The sequence below is a fragment of the Arthrobacter sp. C9C5 genome, from assembly GCF_013359735.1.
Lineage (GTDB): Bacteria > Actinomycetota > Actinomycetes > Actinomycetales > Micrococcaceae > Arthrobacter.
The window spans coordinates 1-25,679 of record NZ_JABFMX010000002.1 but is presented as its reverse complement, the minus strand read 5'-3'; the positions used below and the strand labels follow the sequence as shown (position 1 = coordinate 25,679).

Here is a 25,679-nt window from a genome sequence, read left to right as displayed (position 1 = left end):
TCGCCCAAGGAGTATCGATTATGAAAGCAACCGCCGCACCATTGGATGCGACCTTGACGGTTGACGCTTCCCGCCGCGCGGCCGGCCGTGCCACGGCCGGCCCGCGCGACAGGAAGCCGCTGACCTGGAAAAAACGTTCGACCCCGTGGGTCTACATGGCCCCGGCGATGTTTGTCTTGCTGCTGATGACGGTGGCCCCGGCCATTTTTATCTTCTACTCGGCCTTCCGCAACGACAAGATTCTCGGCGGCGTGGGCAAATTCGTCGGCCTGGATAACTTCATCACGGCGGTCACCAACGCCTCAGTCCAGCACGCATTCCTGATCACGTTCGGCTTCGTTGCGGTCGCGGTGATCCTGGAGATGATCTTGGGCTTCGCCCTGGCACTCCCGCTCGCCGCTCAGACGCGCGCCAACAAAGTCGGGGCCGCGCTCATGCTGCTGCCTTTCGCCGTCACGCCGGCGGTCGCGGCCATGGTCTTCAAGCAGCTGCTGAACCCCAACTACGGGTGGGTAGGCTACTACCTCGGCGTCTTCGGATTCCCCAATGGCATCGACCTCCTCGGTGATCCGACATCGGCATGGATCGTCCTGGTCATCCTCGACATGTGGCAGTGGACCCCGTTCGTAGCCCTGATTCTGATGGCCGGCCTTCAGTCCCTGCCAGGGGAGCCCCGAGAAGCAGCCATGGTCGACGGGGCCACCTCATGGCAGATGTTCCGGCACATCACCTTTCCGGCAATGGTTCCGTTCATTGCCATCGCGGCCGTGCTGCGGACCATTCAGGCCTTCAAGACGTTCGATTCCTTCAAGATCCTGACCGGCGGCGGTCCCGGTGAGTCCACCGAAATCATCAACCTGGGCATATTCCGCGTCGGCCTTCAAAGCTTCAACGTCGGTCTCGCCTGCGCCCTGGGCGTAGTCTTCCTGATCATCCTCTCGCTCCTTATCCCTTTCATGCTGCGCGTCATCGGCCGCCGGTCCGACCCTGAGGAAATGTAATGACAACGACATCATCAACCAGCCGCGGCGGTGCCGTGGCACGCGTCATCGTCGGACGTACCTTCCTGTGGGCATGGCTCTTGGTCGGCCTCGTGCCGCTGCTGTTCATGTTCATCACCTCCATCAAGCCGGCCGGGATCGCCAACCAGATCCCCCCGGCGTGGATCTTCCCACCCACTCTGGACAACTACGCCTCAGTACTGTCTGCCGGCGGCGGCAAATCCGAAAGCTTCGGCCAACTGCTCACCAACAGCGCAATCGTAAGTCTCGGTGCCACCGCCCTTGCCATCGTCGTGGGGGTCCCGGCTGCCTATGCCTTGACCATGAGGGATTTTCGGGCCCGAAAGGGGCTCTCATCCTGGATCCTGTCGACCTACATGTTCCCGCCCATCGTCGCCGTCATCCCGGTCTTCGTCTTCGCCGGCAAGCTCGGCCTCATGGACACCTACCCGGCCCTGATCATCCCGTACGCTGCCTTCAACCTGCCCATCGTGGTCTGGATCCTGCGCAGCTCGATCCTGCAGCTGCCCTATGAGATCCAGGAAGCCGCCATGGTCGACGGCGCCTCAACATGGGACGTGCTCCGCCGGATCATCTGGCCCCTGCTAGTGCCGTCCGTGGCTACGGCCGCCGTACTGACCATCGTCCTGTCCTGGAACGAATTCCTGTTCGCCCTGTCCCTGACCCGCAGCGGAGCGAAGACCGCTCCGGTGGGCCTGCAGCAGTTCACCGGTATGTACGGCACGGACTGGGGCAACATCACCGCAGCCGCGACCCTGATCGTCGCGCCCATCCTGGTGCTCATGGTCGTGCTGCGCCGCCAGATGGTCGCCGGCCTCACCTTCGGTGCAGTCAAGTAAATGAGTATTGGAGAAGAAAAGATGAAAGCAGTCATCCTCCCCGGTGACAAGAGAGTCACCGTCGTGGAACGCGACGTCCCGGAGCCGGGACCGCACGAGGTGCTGGTGAAGACCCGTGCCTCCGCGATCTGCCGCAGCGACATGAGCATCTACTACGGGACCCCGATCGTCGGCGGCGAAGGCGCCAGCCACGGTTCGGTGATACCCGGGCACGAGGCAGCCGGCGAAGTCGTCGAGGTCGGTAGTGCCGTGACCCATGTCAAAGTGGGAGACCGCGTCGCCGGCTACCTCGCCGTGGGCTGCGGATTCTGCGAGTACTGCCTGAGCGGGTACATGATGCTGTGCAACCAGTGGGAATGCTTCGGTTTCGACGTCCACGGCGGCGACGCCGACTACTTCGTGCTTCCCGAACGCAACTGTCTTCAGCTCCCCGACGAACTCAGCTTCCGCGCCGGGGCGGTCATGACCGACATGGTCGGCAGCCAGTACCACGTGCAGAAGCAGCTCGGCGTGGCCGGCGGAAAAACCGTCGCCGTCTTCGGCATGGGACCAATGGGATCCGCCGCGGTGCTCATCGGCAAGGCCTTCGGCGCCCGCGTCATCGCCGTCGACGTCATCGACCACCGGCTCGAACAGGCCAGCTCGCTCGGCGCGGACTCCGTCATCAACAGCACAACAGCCGACGCCGTTAAGCAGATCCGGGACCTCACCCAGGGCCGCGGAGCGGACATCTGCATCGATTGTTCCGGCAACCCCGCCGGGCAGAACTCCGCCCTAGACGCCGCCGCCAAGCTAGGCGCCGTCGCGTTCGTCGGTGAGTCGCGTGCCACACAGATCAATCCCAGCGACCAAATGCTCAGAAAACTGCTCACCGTCGTCGGCGGCTGGTACTTCCCCATCAGCGACTGGGAAGAAATCGTCCGCCTCGTCATCGACCAGAAAATCCCGGTCGAAAAGCTCATCAGCCATGACTTTTCCATTGATCAGGCCGAGGAAGCCTTCCGCGCCTTCGACCAGCGCGAAACGGAAAAAGCCGTTTTCGTCTGGTGAACCCCGTCAGACCCTCCCAAGGAGAGAACCCATGTTCAGATATGCCGCCGAGCTCGTCCCCTACCACGACCACGGCTTCGAAGACTCGATCCGCGACCTTGCCGACATCGGCTTCAAGGAAGTCAATCTCTGGTCCTCCGCAGCACCGCTGGCCCACCACGTCAATCCAGGAGATGACCCAGGCAAAATCCTTGGAGTCCTGAACAAGTACGGGCTTAAACCCTGTGGCCTCACGGTCTACGGAAAGACCCAGGACGAGATCCTTGAACGCGTCGAATTCGCCGCAGACCTCGGAATCGACACCATCATTTTCGACTGCGAAGCTAACTACCCCGACTTCGTCTCCACCTTCCTGCCTCCCATCGTCGAAGCAGGAGCGCGCCGCGGAGTCCGGATCGCGGTCGAAAACCACCTCACCGTCCCTTTTTCGGCGGATTTCGAATCCGGTGCCAACGAGGACCAGCGATGGGACGAAGGCGTGGACACCCTCGCGCAGATGAAACGTCTCATCCGCGACATCGACGACCCCTACCTCGGCGTCTGCATCGCTCCCCCGCACCTGTGGGTAATGCAGGACACCATCAGCGAAGCGATCACGTTCCTCGCCGAACGCAAGCGGCTCTTCTACTACTACATCTGGGACATCGACCGCGCATACCGCCACGGCACAGACGGGCTGAACTTCGGTCCCGCGGACCAGCAGCTCCCCCGCCCTGATGGAACACTCGACCATTCCGTGATGCTGGGAACGCTAAGTCGTGTCGGGTACGAAGGCGTCGCCAGCCTCAAATGCCACGGAACGCAGGGATGGAGCTTCGAAAGAATCGGCGAACACCTTCGCGCGTCCGACGCCTACGTCAGGGGTTGCATGAAAAAAGCCCAAGTCCTCTGAACACCCCCGGACCCGACGGAAATCCGACATTGCAGCAAGCGCTGCCACCGCCGGGGCGACAACCTTTGATCCGAACGCGCCGGCCCCAAAACTGGCGATCCGACCAAACCGAACAATCCAGTAGGCAAGGGAGCCTGACATGCCACGCCCGTACACGCTGTTCACCGGCCAGTGGGCCGACCTGCCGTTCGAAGAAGTCGCGCGCCTGGCCTCCGGATGGGGCTATGACGGCCTGGAAATCGCCGTGTCCGGTGATCATCTGGACGCCTGGCGCTGGGACGAACCCGGCTACGTTGATTCCAAGCTCGCCGTCCTGGAAAGGTACAAGCTCAAGGTATGGGCGATCTCCAACCACCTCAAGGGCCAGGCGGTCTGCGACGATCCCATCGACTTCCGGCACGAGGCCATCGTCGGGTCCAGGGTCTGGGGTGACGGGAACCCCGAGGGTGTCCGCACCCGCGCCGCGGAGGAAATGAAGCTTACCGCCCGGCTCGCCAAAGCCCTCGGCGTGGACACCGTAGTCGGTTTCACCGGATCCTCGATCTGGCAGTACGTGGCGATGTTCCCGCCCGTCCCGGAGAAGGTGATCGAGGCCGGCTACCACGACTTCGCTGACCGCTGGAACCCCATTCTGGACGTCTTCGACGAATGCGGTGTCCGTTTCGCCCACGAGGTGCACCCCTCCGAGATTGCCTACGACTACTGGACCACCGTCCGCACCCTCGAGGCGATCGGGCACCGCGAAGCGTTCGGCCTGAACTGGGACCCGTCCCACTTCATGTGGCAGGGCATTGACCCGGTCTCGTTCATCTGGGACTTCAAGGACCGGATTTACCACGTGGACTGTAAGGACACCAAGCTGCGCCCCACCGGACGCAACACGGTCATGGGCTCGCACCTGCCCTGGGGAGACCCGCGCCGGGGCTGGGACTTCGTCTCCGCTGGCCGCGGCGACGTGCCCTGGGAATCATCATTCCGGGCCCTGACCGCGATCGGCTACGACGGCCCCATCTCGGTGGAATGGGAGGACGCCGGCATGGACCGCCTCCACGGCGCCCCCGAAGCCCTCGCCGCGCTCAAGAAGTACGACTTCCCCTCCTCGCACACCTCCTTCGACGCCGCCTTCAAGCAGTAGCTCATCGATCAGGGACGCACTGTGACCAATCCGGCGGGGGCGAACGCGACATCAGAAAACCAGAAAGGACTCCACAGATGGATCCAGAAGAAGCACCACTGCGCATCGGCATCCTGGGAGCGTCCCGTGTCAGCCCGACATCCATCATTGAACCTGCCAGGCTGACAGGCGCGCGGCTGGTGGCCGTCGCAGCCCGCGACCGGGACCGGGCACAGGACTTTGCCGACCGGTACGGCGTCGAACGGGTACTCGGCTCCTACGAAGATCTTGTCAATGACCCGGAGATCGAAGCCGTCTACAACCCGCTGGCCAACTCGCAGCACGCACGATGGAACCTGGCGGCCATCGCCGCCGGAAAACACGTCCTGTCGGAGAAACCGTTCGCCGCAAACGCAGCGGAAGCCAGAGAAGTGCGGGACGCAGGCAAACGCGCGGGCGTCAAGGTCGTCGACGGCTTCCACTATCTCTACCACCCTGTCACGAAGAGACTCCACGAACTGGTCGCCTCAGGGGAACTCGGCGAGCTCCAGCGTGTGGAAACTATGGTGATGATTCCGTCCCCGCCACCCGAAGACCCCCGTTGGTCACTGCCACTCGCGGGCGGAGCACTCATGGACCTGGGCTGCTACAGTCTCCATGCCATCCGGGCTATGGCCCACCTGGCAGGAGGGAATCCCACCCTCATCAGCGCACGGGGAGCGGAACGGACCGGCTTGCCCGGAGTGGATGAATGGGTTGACGCAGACCTGGCATATCCCTCCGGAATCACCGCAACGGCACGATGCAATATGAACGGGACGCGAGCCGAAATGACCTACCGCGCCATCGGAAGCAAAGGGCAAGCCACCGTGGCAAATTTCATCCTTCCTCATACCAATGACAGCCTCGAGGTGGAAACGACTAACGGCCAACGGATCGAGCACCCGGGCACAAGATCCTCTTACACCTACCAGCTCGACGCTTTCGCCGCCCTGATCCGGCACGAAACACCCATGCCCACAGACAGCGACGACGCCGTCCAGACCATGGAACTAATCGATCAATGCTACAAAGCCATTGGACTCGAACCTCGTGGCGGGGCCGCCACGAGGTAAACGACCACGAATGCTAAGTGAATCATCTGACCGTCCGCGAAGTTCGGTGAACCGTCCGCTTCTTTACATGCCACGGGAGAAGCACGTATATAGCAAGAGGCTCCGTGACGCGCTGCGATCATAGGTGTTTGGGCTCCGAGTCCATCTGGAGGCGGCCAACGTCGAATTCACGCAGCACCATCTTCGCCTCAAGGGCCCCGACGCCGCCCGAGCTTGCGAGAGCCGTCAGATAGGTGCGCGCTTCAGATTCAGCCCAGAACAGGGAATGGGCCGCGGACCACTGCGCGACGGTCGGCACGGGATGGGCGATCATCGCCGTAATTGCCGCGCGTCCCGCGGGAGACTTCCTCAGCTCGAGCTGGGCACGCTGCATTCGATGGACGTGCTTGTTCCATCGTCTGGCGCGCGTGTCGCTTGCCAGAGGGATCGAGTCCGTTGCTTCCAACTCGACGACGTAAGCATTTGTCCACATTCTGAGGTCGTCCGGATTCACACCGTCACTTTCTCACGACGACCTGCCCCCTTCAACGGTGCAATCACATACTCCTCGTCCGTGGATTCCCGCGCATCCCGGTTGCCAACGACGCGAGTGAGCAGGTAAGTCATTGACTCATCAAACCGTCTTGCGGGTTGCCAAACTGATCCGTCTGCACGGATTAGGATGCAGGATCCGCCTTTACCCTGGCCACGTTGTCGGCTCCACGGAGTTTCAAGCTTCGCGCTCCACCCTCGGCGTCGGTGCCGCTCATGACACGAGTCATGCGGTTCGACCACGTTGGCGTCACCGTGCAGGACCTCGACAACGTGACAGCGTTCTTCGTAGGACTCGGCCTTGAGATCGAAGGCCGGAGGTTCGTAGAGGGCGAGTCCATCGACAAGGTCATAGCAATCCCGGACTCGGGCACAGAAATCGTCATATTGCGAGTGCCCGGCTTAGGCACAGGCGTGGAGCTGTCCAGCTTCGTCCGACCGGACCCCGTTGCGGGGTCTGGCCGCCGCCATGGCAAACGAGCTGGAACTGCGCAGTTTGTCCTTCGAAGTCAGCGATCTTGATGCCCACGTCGATCGGCTGGCCGCGGCGGGACATTGACTAGGCGGCGGCATCGGCCGGCGTGAGGATGCCTGGCGTATGGCCTACGCGCGCGGTCCGCAGGGTTTCCCGTGGCGTTGGCTGAGCGGATTAGCTGAGCCAGCTTTCGCCGTGCGGGTACTTTCCTGACTTTCCCGGCGACGTCCAACGTCCGCGCGGATTGACCGATGCGCACTGGACTCCGGATCGGGCGCAAACTCCTGCCACGTAGGCTTAGAAGTCACGAAGACCTCCTGCCTCCCCCGCACACATCCACCGTGCCCCTGCTCCCTAAAGAAGGAAGCCCCTGTGAAGAAGCTCCTCCCGCTCTCTGTGGTGCTGGGCGCTGCCTGCTTGTCCGTTTCCGGATGTTCTACCGCCGCCCCTACTCCGAGCCCGACCGTACCGCCTGCGAGCGCGGCCGCATCGGCCACCTCCTCCGCCGCAGCCGCGGCTCCGACCACGGGCTGGGAGCTGAACCCCAAGGGCGGAGCAGAGCGGATCAAAGCAGCAGGCCTGGCGGTCCTCAACGAGGAGGGAGCAGCCGAGCACTTCCACGCCCATCTGGACGTTTTCGCGGACGGCAAACCCGTTCCTGTCCCGGCGGACATCGGGTTCAGCTTCACCGCGGCCGGCCAACCAAACGGCATCTCGGCGTTGCACACACACGACGAGACCGGCATCATCCACATTGAGGCGCCGGTCGCCGGGGCTACCTACACGCTTGGCCAGCTGTTGACCGAATGGGGTGTCCTGGACGGCACCGACAAGCCGGGGACCGCGCATTCAGCCATCTCGGGTTGGTCAGTCGCTGTGAACGGCGCCAAGCAGGCGGGGCCGGCCCAGGCTGTCGTCCTGAAAGCCCATGATGAGGTCGTCCTGTTCCACGGGACGGCGCCGGACCCGATGCCCGCGACGTTCACGTTCCCGGACGGCCTCTAAGCCGGCCCCTCGGACGCGCGTCGGGTCTTCCGCACCGGTCTTTCTGACAGGCGCCCCACGATTCAGCGCCCGAGAACGGGGTGCAGATGCTCACTCCCAATGGCGACGCGGGCCTGAACGGCCGCAGCTTTGAGGGAATCAGCTACGGACGCGCCGTGCAGGCTCGCCGCCAGAAAACCGGCCATGAACGCATCGCCGGCACCGTTGGTGTCCACTACGTCCGCGGGAACAGCAGCAACCACATGCCGCGTCCCGTCCGCTTCCAGCGCTACAGCACCCTCCGCCCCGCGCGTGCACACAGCCAGACGGGGGCCACGGGCGAGGCAGGACCGCATCAGCGCCCAGGGATCGTCGGTCCGGTCGTCGTTCATGAAGACGGTGTCGGCCGCCCTCAGGAATGGCTCATGGAACGCGGACGACCCGTCAAAGTCATGAAGGTCCACCCACACTGGTGTTTGCCGGACCTCGTCGCGTTCGAGCAACAACAAGCCGAGTTCGCTCAGGTCAATCACGGCAACATCCACTGCAGCCACTACTGCCGCGACAGCGTTGAGGTCGTCGTCCGCCGGCGGGGAGGGCACCGAAACGTAAAGCGATACCCGGCCGCCGCCGTCGGTCATGAGGTTGACGTGGCGCTCGGTGCGCTCCGACGCAATCGCTTCGATGGTGATACCGGCCGTGGCGAGGGCGTCGCGCACCCGGCCGCCGGCGTCGTCCGCGCCCACAGGCGAACACAAGCGGACGCGGACGCCAAGATCCGCCAGGTGTAAGGCCTTGCCCGCCGAGGTCCCTCCAACCGTATGCCAGGCGCGCCGGGCGAACTGCATGTGCGGAACAGGGTCCGGGAGGTGGTCAAGGAGAATGAGGTGGTTCCACGAGGCGGGGCCACAGACGGCGACCAGCGGAGAAGCGCGCATGTCCTCAGCCTATCCGGCCAGCCTCCACTGTCTCCCAAGGCCGAAAAGGCGCGCGGGATCCGTGCCCAATGGCACTCCCGGACCGAGTTCGGGCGTGCCAGGGTGAGCTATCACTGCACCGCCCGGAAGCGGGCCTGCTATTCGGAAGGAAGGCTTATGGCCGGAAACGAGAGCTACAGAATCGTGGTCGGCGTAGACGGTTCTGAGCAGTCCCGAGCGGCAATGGACTGGGCTGTTGAGGAAGCCAAGGCTCGGGGCGGTGAAGTGCTGGCCCTCACGGCCTGGCACTTCCCTTACGTCACCGACGCCCTCGGCCAGGCTTGGGACTACGAGGTGTTCCAAACTGATGCCCAGTCGATTCTCGATGAGGAACTTGCCCGGGTCCGGGGCCAGGGCGTGCAGATCAGCGGACGTATTGTGCAGGGCAGCGCCGCTGCGGTGCTCGTGGACGCCTCGCGGGACGCCGACGTCGTTGCCGTTGGCTCACGCGGCCACGGAGGATTCACCGGGCTGCTGCTTGGTTCCGTGTCCACCCAGGCGGTCCACCATGCCCACTGCCCCGTTCTGGTCTTCCGCGCGGCCACAGCGGACCAGCCCGACCCGGGGGCGGACAGCGCGCACTAGGTCACGGCGCACTAGGTCACGCCAGCCGCCGCTCCTAGCCGGCCGGCGTTACAACGTCCTCCAGCACCGACCGGTCGAAGAAGCGGATTTCACCGGTTTCCGCGAAGAACACGGGAACCACAGAAGTACTCGGGTCCTTCGAGGTCTCGTAGATTTCGGGCGCGCCCCCGTGCCTGCGCGCAATGGTGCCGACCAGGTCCGTACCGCGGACCTTCACAGTCCGATATTTGTAGCTCATGCGGCCTCCTTTGGGGATGTGGGTCACAGCCTACTCCCCGTAGTCCAGCCGACACCCGGCGGCGGGCGCAGGCGTCATGGAAGACCGCGCGGCCCCCACTGGTGCACAATGCGTTCATGACCAATGACGCTCCCCGCCCGGTCTACTTCCTTTCGGACAGTACGGGCATCACCGCGGAAACGCTCGGCAACACCCTGCTCACGCAGTTCCCCGCAAACGAATATGACCGCATCACGGTCCCCTTCATCACCACCGTCGACCAGGCGCGCGCCGTCGTCAGGGTCATCGACAACCTCGCGGCCACGGGAAAGCAGCCGATCGTCTTCTCCACCGCCGTCGGCAGCGACATTAGGCAGACGCTGGGGACCTGCAAGGGGATCATCGTGGATCTGATCGGGAGCCACGTCGGGCAGCTGGAGCGGGCCCTGGGAACGCAAGCCAGCGGGGAACCGGGCCGGGCCCACGGACTGGGCAACGCCGCCCGCTACCAGTCCCGGATGGCCGCCGTGGAATATGCCATGGAGCACGACGACGGCCAGAGCCTGCGCGCGCTCGAAAAGGCGCAGGTGATCCTGGTGGCCCCGTCCCGCTGCGGCAAGACGCCCACCACCATGTACCTGGCGCTGCAGCACGGGATCTTCGCCGCGAATTTTCCGCTGGTGGACGAGGACTTTGAACGCGAAGGACTCCCCAAGCCGCTGCGGCCGGTCGTTTCCAAGTGTTTCGGTCTCACCACCAATCCCCTGCGCTTGAGCCAGGTCCGCACCGAACGCCGCCGCGGCTCGCCCTACGCGTCACTGCGGCAGTGCGGCTTCGAGCTGCGCAGCGCCGAGCGGCTGTACGTGTCCCACGGGATCCCGTACCTCAATTCGGCCAGCGTCTCCGTGGAGGAAATGGCAGCCACCATCCTCCAGAAGATGAACCTCAAGCACTGAGGCCAGACTTCACAAGTGTTGCGTGGACCACATCGTGTGGAATCACCGGCGCCGACCTGTCACTGTGGACAGGACTTGCGCCCATCAACTTAGCGCCGCCCCATGCGGGGCTGTATTACGGCATCATCTGCAAAGGAGCAGCAACCATGACGACGGACATCCTGTGGTTCTCAGAACTCGGCCTCAAGGACCTGGACCGGGTGGGCGGCAAGAACGCCTCCCTCGGCGAGATGGTGCAAAACCTCACCTCCGCCGGCGTCCAGGTTCCCGACGGCTTCGCCACGACAGCCGACGCCTACCGCAGCTTCCTGGCCGACTCCGGCCTGGACCAGAAGATTGCCGACCGGCTGGTGGGCCTGGATACCGACGACGTGACGGCCCTGGCCGCAGCGGGCCAGGAGATCCGCACCCTGATGCGCGAGACGCCTTTCCTGCCGCACTTCGAAGCGCAGATCCGCGACTCCTACCAGAAGCTGGTGGACAAGCACGGCGGCTCCGAGGAGCTTTCCTGGGCCGTCCGCTCCAGCGCGACGGCGGAGGATCTTCCCGATGCCTCCTTCGCCGGGCAGCAGGAAACCTTCCTGAACGTCCGCGGCATCGAGAACATCCTGGCCGCCATCAAGGACGTCTTCGCGTCCCTCTACAACGACCGGGCCATCGCCTACCGCGTACACCACAAGTTCGAGCACGCCGAGGTGGCGCTCTCCGCGGGCGTCCAGCGCATGGTCCGCTCCGACGTCGGCGCCTCGGGCGTCATGTTCACCATGGACACCGAATCCGGCTTCAAGGACGCCGTCTTCGTCACCTCCTCCTACGGCCTCGGCGAGGCCGTTGTCCAGGGCGCGGTCAACCCGGACGAGTTCTACGTCTACAAGCCCGCCCTGGCGGCAGGCCGCCCGGCCATCCTGAAGCGCGGACTGGGCGAAAAAGCGCTCCAGATGACGTACACGAGCAACCGCGAAATCGGCCACACCATCGACTTCGTCCCGGTGGAGGCCTCCCTGCGGAGCCGCTTCAGCCTCACCGACGACGACGTCGAGCAGCTCGCCCGGCACGCCGTCGCCATCGAAAACCACTATGGACGCCCGATGGATATCGAATGGGGCAAGGACGGGGTGGACGGCAGCCTGTACATCCTGCAGGCGCGCCCGGAAACCGTGCAGTCCCGCAGGGCCTCCGGCAGCCTGAGCCGTTTCCGCCTGAATGGGACCGGCCGGGTCCTGGTGGAGGGCCGCGCCATCGGCCAGCGGATCGGCGCCGGCAGCGTCCGGATCCTCACCGCGATCGACCAGATGGCCGCGTTCAAGACCGGCGACGTCCTGGTCGCGGACATGACCGACCCGGACTGGGAACCGATCATGAAGCGCGCCTCCGCGATTGTGACCAACCGCGGTGGACGCACCTGCCACGCGGCCATCATCGCCCGGGAACTGGGGATTCCCGCCGTCGTCGGCACCGGGGACGCAACCGACACCCTCTCCGACGGACTCGACGTGACCGTCTCCTGCGCCGACGGCGAGACCGGCCTCATCTACGAAGGGCTCCTGGACTTCAGCGTCGAGGAAACCGAAATTACCCAGCTGCCCGAGGCCCCGGTGAAGGTCATGATGAACGTCGGCACCCCCGAGCAGGCCTTCACGTTCGCCCAGCTCCCCAACCACGGCGTGGGCCTGGCCCGGCTGGAATTCATCATCAACCGGCAGATCGGCATCCACCCCAAGGCGCTGCTGAACATGGACGATCAGCCCGCGGAGGTGCTCGCCGAGATCCGGGAGCACATCGCCGCCTACGACAGCCCGCGCGATTACTACATCAAGCGTCTGGCCGAAGGGGTGGCCACCATCGCCGCGGCCTTCGCCCCGGAGCCGGTGATTGTGCGGATGTCCGACTTCAAGTCCAACGAGTACGCCAACCTGCTCGGCGGACCGGCCTACGAGCCGCACGAGGAAAACCCGATGATCGGCTTCCGCGGCGCCTCCCGGTACCTGGAGCCGTCCTTCCGGGACTGCTTCGACCTGGAGTGCGAGGCCCTGTCCTTCGTCCGCAACGAGATGGGCCTGACCAACGTCAAGCTGATGATCCCGTTCGTGCGCACCCTGGACGAAGCCAGCGGCGTCATCGACCTGCTCGCTGAAAACGGCCTGCGCCGGGGCGAAAACGGCCTCGAGGTCATCATGATGTGTGAGATTCCGTCCAACGCGCTGCTGGCGGACGAGTTCCTGGACTACTTCGACGGCTTCTCCATCGGCTCCAATGACATGACACAGCTAGCCCTGGGCCTGGACCGGGATTCCTCGATCGTCGCCGGTAGCTTCGACGAGCGCAACCCTGCCGTCAAGAAGCTCCTAAGCATGGCCATCAAGGCCTGCAAGGCGCGCGGCAAGTACGTGGGCATCTGCGGCCAGGGCCCGAGCGACCACCCGGACTTCGCCGAATGGCTGGTCGAGGAAGGCATCGACTCCGTCTCGCTGAACCCCGACACCGTGGTGGACACCTGGATCCGCCTCGCCGGGGCGGCAGAGGCGTCGGCAGCCGCCGCAGCCGCCGTCGGCAACTGAGTCCCGCCGCACCAACGGAAATCATGACAACGACACCCCGGTCCCCGGACCGGGGTGTCCGCTTTGTAGCAGACAGTCCTTTTTCGTAGCCCTGTAGAAATCGAGGCTAGAATCAAGGGACAACCCGCTGCCGACAGGACGCCCGCGGGAGCAACCATGGCCGCCGCCGGGGAAGGGAGTGTTCCATGCGCACCGCCGCCAGAGCACCCTTCCACGCGTTGCGCTCGGCCATCGTTGCCACGACAATCGTGACCCTCGCCGCCGCAGCGCACGTTGTCGCCGGGGGCCAGCTTCCCGCCCCCGCCATCCTGTTCGCTTTCCTGGCCCTCACCGGACTGGTTTCCACCACGGCCACCAGGCTGAAACTCAACCTGCCCGCGATGACCGGCCTGCTCGGCGCGGGGCAGGTGGTGCTGCATGAGGCATTCGCCGCGTTCAGCACGCCGGTCGGCACGCCAGGGCCCGGGCCCGGCAGCGTAACCGGCGGAATTGCCGCGCCGGCGCACCACGCGGGCCTGGGCACGATTCCGGTCCCGGCGGACCACCTCCGGCTCCACGAACTGGACTCCGCCTTGGCCCTGTCCATGCTCGCCGGCCACGCCCTCGCAACCCTCGCCTGCGCCCTGCTCCTGGCCAAGGGCGAGGATGCGCTCTGGTCACTCGCGGCGTGGCTCCGCCCGCTCGTCGAGCTCCCGGCGGCGGTATCGCCGCGTCCGGCCCTCACGCGCGTCCTGCCGCCCCGGTCCGTGGTCGCCGTCCCGCTGCCGTGGCGCAACCTCCGGCCCGATTGCCGCCGCGGGCCGCCCGCCGTCGTCGTCTCTTCCTCCTAACCTCCCTTCCGGCTGCGGCCGTTCCTGCCCCGCAAAGCCTCCGTGCCCCCGGCACGTCGGGTAGCTGCCCCGCGCCTCCCCCGTTTCCGCGCGCCGCTTTGATTGCCGCGCGCACGCCTGAAAGGCACCTGTTTTGACCACCACACAGCACCAAACCGCCCTCCGCCGCACCCTCTCCGGCACCGCCGTCGCCGCAGCCACCGCCGCCCTGATGCTCGCCGGCATCAGCGGCGCCTCGGCCCACGTCGGCGTCTCCCCGGACAAAACCACGGCTAACTCCTATGCCCTGCTGACCTTCGCCATCCCGCATGGCTGCGAAGAATCCGCCACCACCAAGGTGGCCATCACCCTGCCGCCGGAGCTCGACGACGCCCAGCCCACCGTGAACCCCAACTGGACGGCGGCCAAGGTCACCGAAAAGCTGACCGCGCCGAAGAAGCTGGCCGACGGCTCATCGATCACCAAGCGCACCAGCCAGATCGTGTACACCGCCAAGACGCCGCTGAGCCCGGAGCTCCGCGACGCGCTGGTGCTGTCGGTGAAGCTGCCGGATGCTGCCGGAAAGACCCTCTACTTCCCGACCCTGCAGAGCTGCGAAGTCGGCCGGGTGGACTGGTCGCAGGTCCCGGCAGAGGGCCAGGACGCCCATGCGCTGAAGTCTCCGGCGCCGTCGCTGACGGTGACAGCAGCGGCAGCCGCCACGGAAGCAGACGGGCACGACGCACACGGCGCCGAGCCGGCGGGGTCCGTCACCGCGGCCCACGCGTCCGCGACAAACGACGACGGCGGCCAGGCCAGAAGCTGGGCGGGCCTCGTCGCCGGCGTCGGTGGCCTGGTCCTGGGCGGCCTCGCGCTGCTCCGCAGCCGTAAGCCAGCACCAGCGAAGTGACGCACACCCGGTTGATGCCCGGAAATCACAATCCGGGCATCAATCCGGGCCCTTCGTCGTGGCGTCGTTGACTAAGGCAACCGTGGAACATCAAGGTTGTGCCATGAGGCCTCAGCAGATGAAGAACAAACTGGTAATTACTTCCGTGACGGCGGCCGCCGCGGTTGCGCTGCTGCTCAGCGGCTGCGGCCAAAGCCGGCCCCAAAGCCAGTCCCAGGGCGCGACGACCGCCACGTCGCCGTCGGCCTCTGCCAGCGAGACGAGTTCCGCCAGCCCGGCCACGACGGCGTCCGGCGGAGCTGCTACGGCATCGCCCGCAACTGCCACCTCGTCCACCGCGACGGGTCCTGCCCTCTGCAAGGCCGCCAACTTGAAGGCCTCCCTCGACGCCCGGGGCGGCGGCGCTGCCGGAAGCGTCTATATGCAGCTGATCCTGAAGAACTCCGGCGCTGAACCGTGCCGGCTGTTGGGCTTCGCCGGAGTATCCCTCACCGCCGGCGCCAGCGGCACCCCCATCGGTGCCCCGGCGACGCGCGACGACTCCGCGCCCGTTGCCAACGTGCTGCTCGCCCCGGGCAAGTCCGGAAAAGCCACGCTGCGCTACACGCAGGCCGGCAACTACCCCAGCTGCACCCGCACCCCGGCCGCGGGCTTCCGGGTCTACCCGCCGGAAGACACGGCGTCGCTGTTCATCGCCGCACCCAAGGACGCCTGCAGCGAGTCGGCGATCAAGCTCCTGACCATCTCGGCGTTCACCGCGATGTAGCGTCCGCCCCAAGGCACCGCCGGACCCCACCGCCAAATCGCACCGCAAAATAGTGTCGGTGCCTTAAGGCATGATGGAGGAATGAAGGGGCAGGAGCTTGCCGGCGGCACACTTGCGGCCGAGGCCATGGACCGGTTCAGCCGGCCGACCCGGGAGTGGTTCCTGGGCGCGTTCTCCGCGCCCACGCCGGCGCAGAACGGCGCCTGGAATGCCATTTCCTCGGGCGCGCACGCCCTGGTGGTGGCGCCGACCGGCTCCGGCAAGACCCTCGCGGCGTTCCTCTGGGCACTGGACCGGCTGCTGGTCTCCGCACCCGCCGGACCCGAAGAACTGCCCGGCCTGGATGCCGCGGCCGCGAAGCCGGTCCGGCGGAAGGCGCCGAAGCGGAAAACCCGCGTGCTGTACATTTCCCCGCTCAAGGCGCTGGGCGTCGACGTCGAACGCAACCTGCGCGCGCCGCTGATCGGCATCACCCAGACCGCCAAGCGCCTCGGCCTGCCCGCGCCGCTAATCACGGTGGGGGTCCGCTCCGGGGATACGACGGCGGCGGACCGACGCTCGCTGCTCAGCCACCCGCCGGACATCCTGATCACCACCCCCGAGTCCCTCTTCCTGATGCTCACCTCCAAGGCGCGCGAGACCCTTGACGAGGTGGACACCATCATCGTGGATGAGGTCCACGCCGTCGCCGGCACCAAGCGCGGCGCGCACCTGGCCGTCTCGCTGGAACGCCTCGACGCGCTGCTGCCCAAACCGGCCCAGCGGATCGGGCTCTCCGCGACCGTGGAGCCGAAGGAGCTGGTGGCGCAGTTCCTGGCAGGCTCCGCGCCGGTCGAGATCGTGGCGCCGCCGTCGAAGAAGACCTGGGACCTGACCGTCTCCGTCCCGGTCGAGGACATGTCCGATCTCCAGGGCGCCGCCGGGGCCTTCGATTCGGGCCCGGCGTCCGGGCTGCAGCCGCACGCGTCGATCTGGCCGCACGTCGAAGAGAAGATCGTGGACCTGGTGCTGGCCAACCAGTCCACCATCGTGTTCGCGAACTCCCGCCGGCTCGCGGAGCGGCTCACCGCCCGGCTCAACGAGATCTACGCCGAGCGCCAGCTGATGGCCGAAGGCGGCGGCTGGGACGAGGCAGGCGGCGGTGCCGCGGGGCCGGGCGGTTCGCTGCCCGCCTCGACCGCGACGCCGGCGCACATGATGGCCCAGGCCGGCAGCACCGCGGGCGCGGACCCGGTGCTGGCCCGGGCACACCACGGGTCCGTCTCGAAGGACCAGCGGGCCATGATCGAGGACGACCTGAAATCCGGCCGGCTGCGCTGCGTCGTGGCCACCTCCTCGCTGGAACTCGGCATCGATATGGGCGCCGTGGACCTCGTGGTGCAGGTCGAGTCGCCGCCCTCGGTGGCCAGCGGGCTGCAGCGGGTGGGCCGCGCCGGCCACCAGGTCGGCGAGATCTCCCAGGGAGTGCTCTTTCCCAAGCACCGGGCGGACCTTGTCCACACGGCCATCACCGTGGAGCGCATGCTGGACGGCAAGATTGAACGGCTCTACGTCCCGGCCAACCCGCTGGACATCCTCGCCCAGCAGACCGTTGCCGCGACCGCGCTCGGCGCGATCGACGTCGAGGAATGGTTCGCCACCGTCCGCCGCTCCGCACCTTTCGCCTCGCTCCCGCGCTCCGCGTTCGAGGCCACCCTGGACCTGCTGGCCGGGCGCTATCCCTCCGACGAATTCGCCGAACTGCGGCCCAGGATCGTCTGGGACCGCAATGCCGGCACCATCGAGGGGCGCCCCGGCTCGCAGCGGCTGGCCGTGACCTCCGGCGGCACCATCCCGGACCGTGGCATGTTCGGGGTGTACATCATCGGCACCGAGGTGGAGGGCACCGGCTCCCCCGGCGGCACCGCGGACGGCAAAGCCGCGGGCCAGGCCTCCACGGCCAAGGGCGGCCGCCGCGTCGGTGAACTCGACGAGGAGATGGTCTACGAATCCCGCGTCGGCGACATCTTTGCCCTCGGCGCGACCAGCTGGAAGATCGAGGACATCACGCACGACCGCGTCCTTGTCTCCCCCGCCTTCGGCCAGCCGGGCAAGTTGCCGTTCTGGCGGGGCGACTCGCTCGGCCGGCCGGTGGACCTGGGCCGGGCCCTCGGCGCGTTCATGCGCGAACTTTCGGCGTCCGACGTCGGCCCGGCCACCGAGCGCTGCAAGGCCACCGGCCTGGACGACTTCGCCGCCAACAACCTGATCCAGTACCTCGCCGAGCAGAAGCTCGCCACCGAGGTGGTCCCCAGCGACACGACCCTCGTGGTCGAGCGGTTCCACGACGAGCTCGGCGACTGGCGCGTCGTGCTGCACAGCCCCTTCGGCATGCCGGTGCACGCGCCCTGGGCCCTCGCCGTCGGCCAGCGGCTGCAACAGCGCTACGGGATGGACGGCTCCGCGATGGCCGCCGACGACGGCATCGTGCTGCGGGTGCCGATGATGGAGGACGAACCGCCCGGCGCCGAACTGTTCCTCTTCGAGCCCGAGGAACTCGAACAGATTGTCACCGCGGAGGTCGGCGGCAGCGCACTGTTTGCCTCCCGTTTCCGGGAGTGCGCCGCCCGCGCCCTGCTGCTGCCCCGGCAGACCCCCGGAAAGCGCCAGCCGCTGTGGCAGCAGCGCCAGCGCTCGGCTCAGCTGCTGGACGTCGCCCGGAAGTACCCGACCTTTCCGATCGTCCTCGAAACCGTGCGCGAGTGCCTGCAGGACGTCTACGACCTTCCGGCCCTGAAGGACATTGCCGCCTCGATCGAGCGGCGCGAGCTGCGGATCCTGCAGACCACCACGCAACAGCCCTCGCCGTTCGCGAAGTCCCTGCTGTTTGGCTACGTCGCGCAGTTCCTCTATGAGGGCGATTCGCCGCTGGCCGAGCGCCGGGCCGCCGCCCTGGCGCTGGATTCCACCCTGCTCAACGAACTGCTGGGCCGGGTGGAGCTGCGCGAACTGCTCGACGCCAAGGTCATCGAGGCCACCGAGCTTGAACTGCAGCGCCTCGCGCCGGACCGCAGGATGCGCGGGCTGGAGGGCGTGGCCGACCTGCTCCGGCTGCTGGGCCCGCTCACCCCCGACGAAGTCGCCGCCCGCCTGGAGGCGGAGGTCCAGCCCGCCGAAACCAAGCCCGCGTCGGGAGCGGAGCCCGACGACGCCGCAGCCGGAGACGGCGCGCCCGGCGCGGAACCGGAACCCGTCAAAGCCGCTGCGGGCAGCGCCGAGGCCGCGGCGCATCTGGCCGCGCTGCAGCGGGCCAACCGTGCGATCAAGGTCAACATCGGCGGCGCCGAACGGTTCGCCGCCGTCGAGGACGCCGCCAGGCTGCGTGATGCCCTCGGTGTTCCATTGCCGATGGGCGTGCCGCTGGCGTTCATCGAACCCGTCGCGGACCCGCTGGGCGACCTCGTCTCGCGCTACGCCCGGACCCACGGGCCCTTTACCGCCGCCGAGGCCGCCGCCCGGCTGGGACTCGGCGTCGCCGTCGTCGGCACGGCGCTCAAGCGGCTGGCCGCGGACGGACGCGCCGTCGAGGGCGAGTTCCGGCCCCACGCCACGGCACCGGAAACAGCGGCAGCCGGGGCCCGGGAACCCGCCGAGGAGGACGCCGCCGTCGTTCCGCCGGTTCATCAACCCGTCGCCCCGCCGGCCGTTCTGCCTGCGGCAAGTGCCAGCGAATGGTGCGACGCCGAGGTGCTCCGCAAGCTCCGCCGCCGCTCGCTGGCCGCGCTGCGCGCCGAGGTCGAGCCCGTGGACGCGTCCGCCTACGGGCGGTTCCTCCCGGCCTGGCAAAACGTACGGACACCCGGCACCCGGGGGCAGTCGGCGCTGCGCGGGCTCGACGGCATCGTCACCGCCATCGACCAGCTCTCCGGCGTTCCGATTCCGGCTTCGGCCTGGGAACCGCTGGTCCTGGCCAGCCGCGTCTCCAACTACCAGCCGGCCATGCTCGACGAGCTCATGGCCGCCGGCGAGGTCCTCTGGTCCGGAGCCGGCTCACTGCCCGGCAATGACGGCTGGGTGAGCCTGCACCTTGCCGATTCGGCGGAACTGACCCTGAACCCGGCCCTGGACTTCGAACCAGGCGACGCACAGCAGCGGCTCCTGGACCACCTGCAGAACAACGGCGGCGGCTACTTCTTCCGGCAGCTGACCGACATCGCCGGCGGGATGGATTCGGTGCTCAGCGACCAGGACGTCGTCTCCGCGCTCTGGGACCTGGCCTGGGCGGGACGGATCACCGGCGACACCTTCGCCCCGGTCCGGGCCCTCATCGCCGGCGGGCACACCGCGCACCGGCAGGTCGGGCGCGCCCCACGGGCCCGGGCACCACGGCTCAGCCGGCTGGGCCGCGCCCACGGGACCGGCCTGCTCGGATCGCCCGGCCTTACCGGCGGCCGCTACGGCTCAGCCAGCGGCGCCGCCCCCACGCCTCCCCTAGCCGCGGGGCGCTGGTCCGCGCTCCCGGCCCCCGAACTCGACGCCACCATCCATGCCCGCGCCACCGCCGAACTCCTGCTCGACCGCTACGGCGTGGTCACCCGGGGATCGGTCATGGCGGAGAACATCCTGGGCGGCTTCGGCCTGATGTACAAGGTGCTGGCCCGGCTCGAGGAAGCCGGACGCTGCCGCCGCGGCTACTTCATCGAGCACCTCGGCGCAGCCCAGTTCGCGGTGCCGGCCACGGTGGACCGGCTGCGCTCCTACGTCGAGGACGCCCAGCTGAACAAGGCCGAGCCGGTCGCCCTGGCACTCGCCGCCACGGACCCCGCGAACCCGTACGGCGCCGCGCTGCCGTGGCCGGCCCTGAATGAGGAGGCCGGCACCGGCCACCGGCCGGGCCGGAAAGCAGGTGCCTTGGTGGTGCTGGTCGACGGAGCCCTGGTCCTCTACGTCGAACGCGGCGGGAAAACCCTGCTGGCGTTCAGCACCGACGCCAACGTCCTGGCCGCCGCCGGCACGGCCCTCGTGGGCGTCGTGGCCCGAGGCGCCGTGGACAAGCTGATCATGGAAAAGGTCAACGGCCACGGCATCCTGGACACACCCGTTGCCGCCGCCCTGGCCCAGGCCGGCGCCTACTCCACCCCGAAGGGACTGAGGATCCGTGCCTGAGGGCGATTCCGTTTTCCGCGCCGCGGCGCAACTGCACGCCGCGCTGGCCGGCAAGGAGTTGCTGGCGTCCGATTTCCGCGTGCCGCGCTTCGCCACGCTGAAGCTGGGCGGCTGGACCGTCCAGGAGGTCGTCCCCCGCGGCAAGCACCTGCTGATGCGTCTGACGGGCCCGGCACCGAAGGACCGGCTCACCATCCACTCGCACTTGAAGATGGAGGGGACCTGGCAGGTCTATCCCCCCGGCGGGCGCTGGCGCAAGCCCGGCTTCACCGCCCGCTGTGTGCTCCGCACGGCGTCGGCGGACGCCGTCGGATTTTCCCTCGGGCTGCTGGAGGTCATCCCGACGGCGGAGGAGGCCAGCGTCGTAGGCCACCTCGGACCGGATCTGCTCGGCCCGGACTGGGACATGGCGGAAGCCGAACGGCGCCTGCTCGCGGCACCCGAGGTGCCGATCGGCGTCGCGCTCCTGGACCAGCGCAACCTGGCCGGCATCGGCAACATCTACCGCTGCGAGGCGTGTTTCCTGTCCGGCGTCCACCCGGCGTCGCCGGTCTCAGCGGTACCGGACCTGGCCGCGATGATCACCGACGCGAAGGTCCTGCTGACAGCCAACCTCGGCCCGGGCCGCCGCGTCACGGTGCTCAACGCTCGCGGCGTCCCGGTCGGCCGGACGGCGGGGCGGCCCGGCTACTGGGTGTACCGGCGCGAGCACCAGCCCTGCCTCAAATGCGGCACCCCCATCCGGCGCGGGGTCCTGGCCAAGGCCACCGGCGCCGAGGAACGGGACATCTACTTCTGCCCCACCTGCCAGCCGCCGCCCGGAGCCTGAGGCGGCCCGGCCGGGTGCGCGGCCATTAGGCTCCGTCCCGTGGACCTACGTGGCCGGGGTCGAGGCCCCGGCCACGGCGGCCTCCGCTTCGGGCTGGTCGTCCGCTGCGGGCAGGACCTCTCCGGCGGACTTCAGCTCCGCGGATTTCAGCTCCGGGACGGTGAACCGCGGCAGCAGGAGTTGCACCAGCGGGCCGATGGCCAGCGCGTAGAGCACGGTCCCGACGCCGACCGAGCCGCCCAACAGCCAGCCGGCGGCCAGCACCACCACCTCGATGCCGGTCCGCGCGCCCCGGACCGGCCAGCCGGTGCGCCGTGCAAGTCCGGTCATCAGGCCGTCCCGCGCTCCAGGCCCCAGACGCGCGCCGATATACAGGGCGGAGGCCACGCCGTTGAGCAGCACGGCCCCGATCAGGAGCCCGATCTGTCCACCAAGGTGTGAGAACTTCGGGATCAGCGCCAACCCGACGTCGGCGAAGACCCCCACCAGCACGGCGTTGCAAACAGTGCCGACCCCGGGCCACTGCCGGAGCGGGATCCACAGCAGCAGCACCAGGAAGCTGACGATGATCACCACGGTGCCAAGACTCAGCCCGGTCCTGCCTGCAAGCCCCTGGTGGAAGACGTCCCACGGCGCGGTCCCCAGGCTGGCTCGGATGACCATGGCGAGCGAAACGCCGTACAGGGCAAGGCCGATCAGGAGCTGGAGGAGTCTGCGCGTCATCATGGCCACCATCCTGCCGGCAAACTGGCCTTGTAATCCATAGCCAGTTTGGAATACTGGCTTTATGTCCGGCTCCCTGAATCCGAGTTCCCTGCCCCGCCTGCTGGGCGAGTGGAACGTCGGCGCCTCGCCCGCCTACCGTGAGCTGGCCGACGTCGTCCGCCTGCTGATCCTCGACGGGCGCGTTGCGCTCGACGTCGCGCTGCCCAGCGAGCGCTCGCTGGCAGCCACCCTCGGCATCAGCCGCACCACCGTGACCGCGGCCTACGCCCTGCTGCGGGAGCAGGGCTTCCTCAGCAGCGGCCAGGGCAGCCGGAGCCGGAGCTGCATCCCGAGCCAGGGACCGGCCCATACCGGCGGGAACGACGGCGGCCTGCGGCTCAGCGGCGCCCCCGGGCTGGCGGTTCCCGACGGGATCCTGGACCTGGCCTACGCCTCTCTGCCGGCCAGCGGCGAAGTGGTGCACCGGGCCTTCGCCGCCGCACTGACGGAGCTGCCGGCACTGCTGCCCGGCTTCGGTTACGACGCGCTCGGCGTGGGTCCGCTCCGGGAGGCGATCGCGGCCCGCTACACGGCGGCCGGGGTGCCCACCACCGCCGGGCAGATCCTGGTCACCTCCGGCGCCCAGCACGCCCTGAACATTGTGCTCCGGACCCTCGCCGGGCGGTCCGGGAAGGTGCTCGTGGAACATCCGAGCTACCCGAATGCCCTCGACGCGATCCGGGCCGCGGGCTGCCGGCCGGTGACGGTGGCCATGCCCGCGGCCCACCGCCTTGGCGCGCGGCCCGACCGCGCCGGCGCGGATGGCCCGGCGGGCTGGGACCTGGAAGCGATGGAATCGGCCCTGCTGCAGCAGCGGCCGTCAATGGCCTACGTGGTGCCGGACTTCCACAACCCCACCGGCCGGCTCATGCCCGACGCCCAGCGGCGCCGCCTGGTAGCGGCCGCGGCGGCGTCAGGCACCGTGCTGGTGGCCGACGAGACGCTGCGGGAGCTGAACCTCGACGGCGCCAGCTCCACTCCGATGGCCGCGTTCGGGCCGGCGGTGGTGTCCCTGGGCTCGCTCAGCAAGTCGCATTGGGCGGGGCTGCGCACCGGCTGGATCCGCGCCAGCGAGCCCCTGATCCAGCGCTTCGCCGCGGCGCGCACCACCCTGGACCTGGGCGGTCCGGTGGTGGAGCAGCTGGCCGCGGCGCACCTGGTCAACGACCTGGCCGAGCCGCTTCCCGCCCGGCTCGCCGCGCTGCGCGGAAACCGGGATTCCCTGCTGGACCTGATCCGCGGGCATCTTCCGGACTGGGAGCCCGAACGGCCGGCAGGCGGATTGTCGGTCTGGTGCCGTCTTCCCGCGCCCGTCAGTACCGCCCTTGCGGTGCTCGCCCCGGACTTCGGCATCCGCCTCGCGGCGGGACCCAGGTTCGGCGTCGGCGGCGCCTTCGAGTACTACCTGCGCCTGCCGTTCACCCTGCCGCCGGAGCAACTGGAGTCGGCGGTGCTGGCCCTGCGAGCGTCCCAGGACCGGCTGGACCGCTCCCCGCAGCTGCGCCGGAATCTCCCCGCCCAGCCCGCCGCGGCCATCGCCTGAGCTCCCGGCCGAGCTGGGGTCGGCCCGTTTCGACGGTTCCCTGCCGGCACGATGCTTGGAAACGTCGAGTGTGCGCGGAACCGTCGAAATGGCGCGGGCGGGGCGGGTGCGGGCGGGAGGAAGCCTACGCGTAGACCTTCGCCAGGAACCCGGCCCAGGCATCGGCTGTCCCGCCGGAGTCACCGCGGCCGCTGAAGTCGTGCACGGTCATGCCCACGGGTGCGCCGAAGGCGTTGCGTCCGAAGAACCGGTACATCGTGTCGGCGGTCCGCAGGCCAAGGAAGTTTTCGTTGGAGAAGTCCACTTCCCCGGACAGGTGCCCGACGCCGTCGACGTCCAACTCCACGTTGTCCCCCTGGGCCGAGCCGGCCACTCCGAGGGCCGTCTTGAGTCGATCGAAGCCGTCCGGGGCCTGGGACGCAGCCGGCGCCTGGATGTCCGCGAAGACCACGGGGCGGCCGTTGAAGTGCTCCAGGTACTGGCCCAGGGTGTGGAGGTAGAAGGCGGTGTGCTTGCTGGCGCCGTCGTACTGCTCGTCCCAGTTCTCGGCAAAGATGCCGCTGTGGACGTAGTGCAGCCGCGCCCGGCCGCCGTCGAGCGGTTCCAGGACGTGCTCCAGCTGGTTGAACCAGCCGTCAGGGCCGTCCATCCGGGACACCAGGTGGGAGGGGTACTCGTCGACGGTCCGGACCGCGGGCCACTGGTCCGTGGGAAACATCCAGGCCGGCGTGTCCTTGGTAACGGCCTCCCACACCTGCTCCGGGGTGCCGGGCAGCTCGGTGTCGTAGACAATCTCGAATTCGCGCTTGTCAGTCATTGTCCTGCTCCTTAGCTTGTGGGTTGTTTGTTTGTGAGGCCGCGTGCGCTGCTGCGCGGGCCGGCGCCTTCAGTGCGGGGTGGAGTGCGACGACGAGACGGTGCCTGCGTCCGGTAGGCCGGGCTGCCGGGGACCCTGGCGCGCCGCCCGCCGGGGCCTCGCTTCCGCCGTCGTGGTACTTGTCCACGAGCAGGGTCACCGCTACGCCGAGCTCCTCGACGAAGGCCGCCCGGTCTGCGGCAGACCGGAAGGTGACCTCGCCGTCGATCCCGAAGGTGGCGAGTTTCTGCCTGGCCGCGGCGGCACCGGCGATCAGCTGGCCCATTTCCTGGACCATGCGGGCCGCAAGCGCCAGCAGCCAGAACGCGGAGAAGTGGTCCGAGAACCGACGCGGATCCGGGGCTACGGACGCCAGCACGGTCGGGGAAATCACGTACGAGGCCGCCGTCGCCCGCAGGATGCGTTCGGTGACGTTGCCGCGCCTGCGCTCCTCGACGAGCTCCACCAGACCATGCCGTTCGAGGGCCTTGAGGTGGTAGTTCACCTTCTGCCGCGGCAGGCCCACCTTCGCGGCGAGCTGTGTTGCGGATCCGGGCTCGGCGAGCTCACGCAGGATCCGGGTGCGGATCGGGTCAAGCGACGCCTCCGCCGCGGCCGGGTCTTCGATCACTTCGATGTCCAACATGCTCCGAGTTTGGCCGCCGACAGTTTTATTTGTCAAGAACTTTTTTCTCCTCGGAGCCATTTCGATGGAGGGCGGGGCGGGCGGAGGTCCGGGGC

23 protein-coding genes are annotated in these 25,679 nt (G+C 67.8%); 16 read left to right on the top strand and 7 right to left on the bottom strand.

What is annotated here, in order from left to right; genetic code table 11:
- The first annotated feature begins 20 nt into the window (after positions 1-20).
- The 6 genes from HNO80_RS01640 to HNO80_RS01615 all read left to right on the top strand — a co-directional run bounded on the left by HNO80_RS01640 (position 21) and on the right by HNO80_RS01615 (position 6,032).
- Positions 21-1,001: a carbohydrate ABC transporter permease gene (locus tag HNO80_RS01640; RefSeq protein WP_175321131.1), complete on the top strand. Its 981-nt coding sequence runs from the start codon at positions 21-23 to the stop codon at positions 999-1,001.
- On the top strand, positions 1,001-1,861 hold the full coding sequence (locus HNO80_RS01635) for a carbohydrate ABC transporter permease (protein WP_175321130.1): 861 nt from the start codon (positions 1,001-1,003) through the stop codon (positions 1,859-1,861). The genes HNO80_RS01640 and HNO80_RS01635 overlap by 1 nt, the downstream gene beginning before the upstream one ends.
- A 21-nt stretch (positions 1,862-1,882) precedes the next feature.
- Complete coding sequence (locus tag HNO80_RS01630; RefSeq protein WP_175321129.1) at positions 1,883-2,911, top strand: zinc-binding dehydrogenase; 1,029 nt, start codon at positions 1,883-1,885, stop codon at positions 2,909-2,911.
- Between the two features lie 31 nt (positions 2,912-2,942).
- On the top strand, positions 2,943-3,803 hold the full coding sequence (locus HNO80_RS01625) for a sugar phosphate isomerase/epimerase family protein (protein ID WP_175321128.1): 861 nt from the start codon (positions 2,943-2,945) through the stop codon (positions 3,801-3,803).
- A 139-nt stretch (positions 3,804-3,942) separates the two neighbouring features.
- Positions 3,943-4,938 (top strand): sugar phosphate isomerase/epimerase family protein, encoded by a 996-nt coding sequence (locus tag HNO80_RS01620; protein WP_175321127.1) that lies wholly within the window; start codon positions 3,943-3,945, stop codon positions 4,936-4,938.
- 77 nt (positions 4,939-5,015) lie between these two features.
- The gene (locus HNO80_RS01615; RefSeq protein ID WP_175321126.1) at positions 5,016-6,032 is read left to right on the top strand and encodes a Gfo/Idh/MocA family protein; all 1,017 of its coding nucleotides are present in this window, start codon (positions 5,016-5,018) and stop codon (positions 6,030-6,032) included.
- Positions 6,033-6,150: 118 nt separating this feature from the next.
- Here the strand turns inward: HNO80_RS01615 and HNO80_RS01610 are convergent, their stop codons facing one another.
- Positions 6,151-6,525, bottom strand: a complete 375-nt coding sequence (locus HNO80_RS01610; RefSeq protein WP_175321125.1) for a DUF2019 domain-containing protein — start codon at positions 6,523-6,525, stop codon at positions 6,151-6,153.
- Between the two features lie 885 nt (positions 6,526-7,410).
- On the opposite strand from HNO80_RS01610, the gene HNO80_RS01605 reads away from it, so the two are divergent.
- Positions 7,411-8,043 carry a hypothetical protein gene (locus tag HNO80_RS01605; RefSeq protein WP_175321124.1) on the top strand — a complete coding sequence of 211 codons (633 nt, stop codon included), beginning with the start codon at positions 7,411-7,413 and terminating at the stop codon, positions 8,041-8,043.
- Positions 8,044-8,105: 62 nt separating this feature from the next.
- Here HNO80_RS01605 and HNO80_RS01600 read toward each other — a convergent pair whose 3' ends face one another.
- Positions 8,106-8,960, bottom strand: a complete 855-nt coding sequence (locus HNO80_RS01600) for a carbohydrate kinase family protein (RefSeq protein ID WP_175321123.1) — start codon at positions 8,958-8,960, stop codon at positions 8,106-8,108.
- A gap of 156 nt (positions 8,961-9,116) precedes the next feature.
- Here HNO80_RS01600 and HNO80_RS01595 point away from each other — a divergent pair, with 156 nt between their 5' ends.
- Complete coding sequence (locus HNO80_RS01595) at positions 9,117-9,584, top strand: universal stress protein (RefSeq protein WP_175321122.1); 468 nt, start codon at positions 9,117-9,119, stop codon at positions 9,582-9,584.
- 34 nt (positions 9,585-9,618) lie between these two features.
- Here HNO80_RS01595 and HNO80_RS01590 read toward each other — a convergent pair whose 3' ends face one another.
- Positions 9,619-9,822, bottom strand: coding sequence for a hypothetical protein (locus HNO80_RS01590; RefSeq protein WP_175321121.1), 204 nt, complete (start codon positions 9,820-9,822; stop codon positions 9,619-9,621).
- A gap of 116 nt (positions 9,823-9,938) precedes the next feature.
- Between HNO80_RS01590 and HNO80_RS01585 the strand changes: the two genes are divergently transcribed.
- The 4 genes from HNO80_RS01585 to HNO80_RS01570 all read left to right on the top strand — a co-directional run bounded on the left by HNO80_RS01585 (position 9,939) and on the right by HNO80_RS01570 (position 15,034).
- The gene (locus HNO80_RS01585; protein WP_175321120.1) at positions 9,939-10,757 is read left to right on the top strand and encodes a pyruvate, water dikinase regulatory protein; all 819 of its coding nucleotides are present in this window, start codon (positions 9,939-9,941) and stop codon (positions 10,755-10,757) included.
- 146 nt (positions 10,758-10,903) lie between these two features.
- The gene (gene ppsA / locus HNO80_RS01580) at positions 10,904-13,315 is read left to right on the top strand and encodes a phosphoenolpyruvate synthase (RefSeq protein ID WP_175321119.1); all 2,412 of its coding nucleotides are present in this window, start codon (positions 10,904-10,906) and stop codon (positions 13,313-13,315) included.
- A 185-nt stretch (positions 13,316-13,500) separates the two neighbouring features.
- Positions 13,501-14,145, top strand: a complete 645-nt coding sequence (locus tag HNO80_RS01575) for a hypothetical protein (RefSeq protein ID WP_175321118.1) — start codon at positions 13,501-13,503, stop codon at positions 14,143-14,145.
- 211 nt (positions 14,146-14,356) lie between these two features.
- The gene (locus HNO80_RS01570) at positions 14,357-15,034 is read left to right on the top strand and encodes a YcnI family copper-binding membrane protein (protein ID WP_175321305.1); all 678 of its coding nucleotides are present in this window, start codon (positions 14,357-14,359) and stop codon (positions 15,032-15,034) included.
- Positions 15,035-15,145: 111 nt separating this feature from the next.
- Here HNO80_RS01570 and HNO80_RS18115 read toward each other — a convergent pair whose 3' ends face one another.
- Positions 15,146-15,394 (bottom strand): hypothetical protein, encoded by a 249-nt coding sequence (locus HNO80_RS18115; RefSeq protein ID WP_349627156.1) that lies wholly within the window; start codon positions 15,392-15,394, stop codon positions 15,146-15,148.
- Positions 15,395-15,404: 10 nt separating this feature from the next.
- Between HNO80_RS18115 and HNO80_RS18110 the strand changes: the two genes are divergently transcribed.
- The 3 genes from HNO80_RS18110 to HNO80_RS01555 all read left to right on the top strand — a co-directional run bounded on the left by HNO80_RS18110 (position 15,405) and on the right by HNO80_RS01555 (position 21,774).
- Positions 15,405-15,800, top strand: coding sequence for a DUF4232 domain-containing protein (locus HNO80_RS18110; protein ID WP_349627154.1), 396 nt, complete (start codon positions 15,405-15,407; stop codon positions 15,798-15,800).
- Positions 15,801-15,881: 81 nt separating this feature from the next.
- The gene (locus HNO80_RS01560; protein ID WP_175321116.1) at positions 15,882-20,945 is read left to right on the top strand and encodes a DNA glycosylase AlkZ-like family protein; all 5,064 of its coding nucleotides are present in this window, start codon (positions 15,882-15,884) and stop codon (positions 20,943-20,945) included.
- Complete coding sequence (locus tag HNO80_RS01555) at positions 20,938-21,774, top strand: DNA-formamidopyrimidine glycosylase family protein (protein WP_175321115.1); 837 nt, start codon at positions 20,938-20,940, stop codon at positions 21,772-21,774. The genes HNO80_RS01560 and HNO80_RS01555 overlap by 8 nt, the downstream gene beginning before the upstream one ends.
- A 45-nt stretch (positions 21,775-21,819) precedes the next feature.
- Here the strand turns inward: HNO80_RS01555 and yczE are convergent, their stop codons facing one another.
- Positions 21,820-22,500, bottom strand: coding sequence for a membrane protein YczE (gene yczE / locus HNO80_RS01550; protein ID WP_175321114.1), 681 nt, complete (start codon positions 22,498-22,500; stop codon positions 21,820-21,822).
- A 61-nt stretch (positions 22,501-22,561) separates the two neighbouring features.
- Here yczE and yczR point away from each other — a divergent pair, with 61 nt between their 5' ends.
- Complete coding sequence (gene yczR, locus HNO80_RS01545; RefSeq protein ID WP_175321113.1) at positions 22,562-24,082, top strand: MocR-like transcription factor YczR; 1,521 nt, start codon at positions 22,562-22,564, stop codon at positions 24,080-24,082.
- A gap of 124 nt (positions 24,083-24,206) precedes the next feature.
- Here yczR and HNO80_RS01540 read toward each other — a convergent pair whose 3' ends face one another.
- A complete protein-coding gene (locus HNO80_RS01540) occupies positions 24,207-24,899 on the bottom strand; it encodes an SRPBCC family protein (protein ID WP_175321112.1) in 693 nt (230 codons plus the stop codon).
- Positions 24,892-25,584 (bottom strand): ArsR/SmtB family transcription factor, encoded by a 693-nt coding sequence (locus tag HNO80_RS01535; RefSeq protein ID WP_175321111.1) that lies wholly within the window; start codon positions 25,582-25,584, stop codon positions 24,892-24,894. Before HNO80_RS01535 ends, HNO80_RS01540 begins: the two co-directional genes overlap by 8 nt.
- Between the last annotated feature and the right edge of the window lie 95 nt (positions 25,585-25,679).

Bases quoted from the DNA above. Each gene is read 5' to 3' on its own strand.
- HNO80_RS01570 (WP_175321305.1), top strand. From the start codon at position 14,357: ATGCTCGCCGGCATCAGCGGCGCCTCGGCCCACGTCGGCGTCTCCCCG.
- HNO80_RS01560 (WP_175321116.1), top strand. From the start codon at position 15,882: ATGAAGGGGCAGGAGCTTGCCGGCGGCACACTTGCGGCCGAGGCCATG.
- ppsA (WP_175321119.1), top strand. From the start codon at position 10,904: ATGACGACGGACATCCTGTGGTTCTCAGAACTCGGCCTCAAGGACCTG.
- HNO80_RS01600 (WP_175321123.1), bottom strand. From the start codon at position 8,960: ATGCGCGCTTCTCCGCTGGTCGCCGTCTGTGGCCCCGCCTCGTGGAAC.
- yczE (WP_175321114.1), bottom strand. From the start codon at position 22,500: ATGATGACGCGCAGACTCCTCCAGCTCCTGATCGGCCTTGCCCTGTAC.
- HNO80_RS01630 (WP_175321129.1), top strand. From the start codon at position 1,883: ATGAAAGCAGTCATCCTCCCCGGTGACAAGAGAGTCACCGTCGTGGAA.
- HNO80_RS01640 (WP_175321131.1), top strand. From the start codon at position 21: ATGAAAGCAACCGCCGCACCATTGGATGCGACCTTGACGGTTGACGCT.
- HNO80_RS01615 (WP_175321126.1), top strand. From the start codon at position 5,016: ATGGATCCAGAAGAAGCACCACTGCGCATCGGCATCCTGGGAGCGTCC.
- HNO80_RS01625 (WP_175321128.1), top strand. From the start codon at position 2,943: ATGTTCAGATATGCCGCCGAGCTCGTCCCCTACCACGACCACGGCTTC.
- HNO80_RS01575 (WP_175321118.1), top strand. From the start codon at position 13,501: ATGCGCACCGCCGCCAGAGCACCCTTCCACGCGTTGCGCTCGGCCATC.
- HNO80_RS01635 (WP_175321130.1), top strand. From the start codon at position 1,001: ATGACAACGACATCATCAACCAGCCGCGGCGGTGCCGTGGCACGCGTC.
- HNO80_RS01595 (WP_175321122.1), top strand. From the start codon at position 9,117: ATGGCCGGAAACGAGAGCTACAGAATCGTGGTCGGCGTAGACGGTTCT.
- HNO80_RS01540 (WP_175321112.1), bottom strand. From the start codon at position 24,899: ATGACTGACAAGCGCGAATTCGAGATTGTCTACGACACCGAGCTGCCC.
- HNO80_RS01585 (WP_175321120.1), top strand. From the start codon at position 9,939: ATGACCAATGACGCTCCCCGCCCGGTCTACTTCCTTTCGGACAGTACG.
- yczR (WP_175321113.1), top strand. From the start codon at position 22,562: ATGTCCGGCTCCCTGAATCCGAGTTCCCTGCCCCGCCTGCTGGGCGAG.
- HNO80_RS01535 (WP_175321111.1), bottom strand. From the start codon at position 25,584: ATGTTGGACATCGAAGTGATCGAAGACCCGGCCGCGGCGGAGGCGTCG.
- HNO80_RS01620 (WP_175321127.1), top strand. From the start codon at position 3,943: ATGCCACGCCCGTACACGCTGTTCACCGGCCAGTGGGCCGACCTGCCG.
- HNO80_RS01590 (WP_175321121.1), bottom strand. From the start codon at position 9,822: ATGAGCTACAAATATCGGACTGTGAAGGTCCGCGGTACGGACCTGGTC.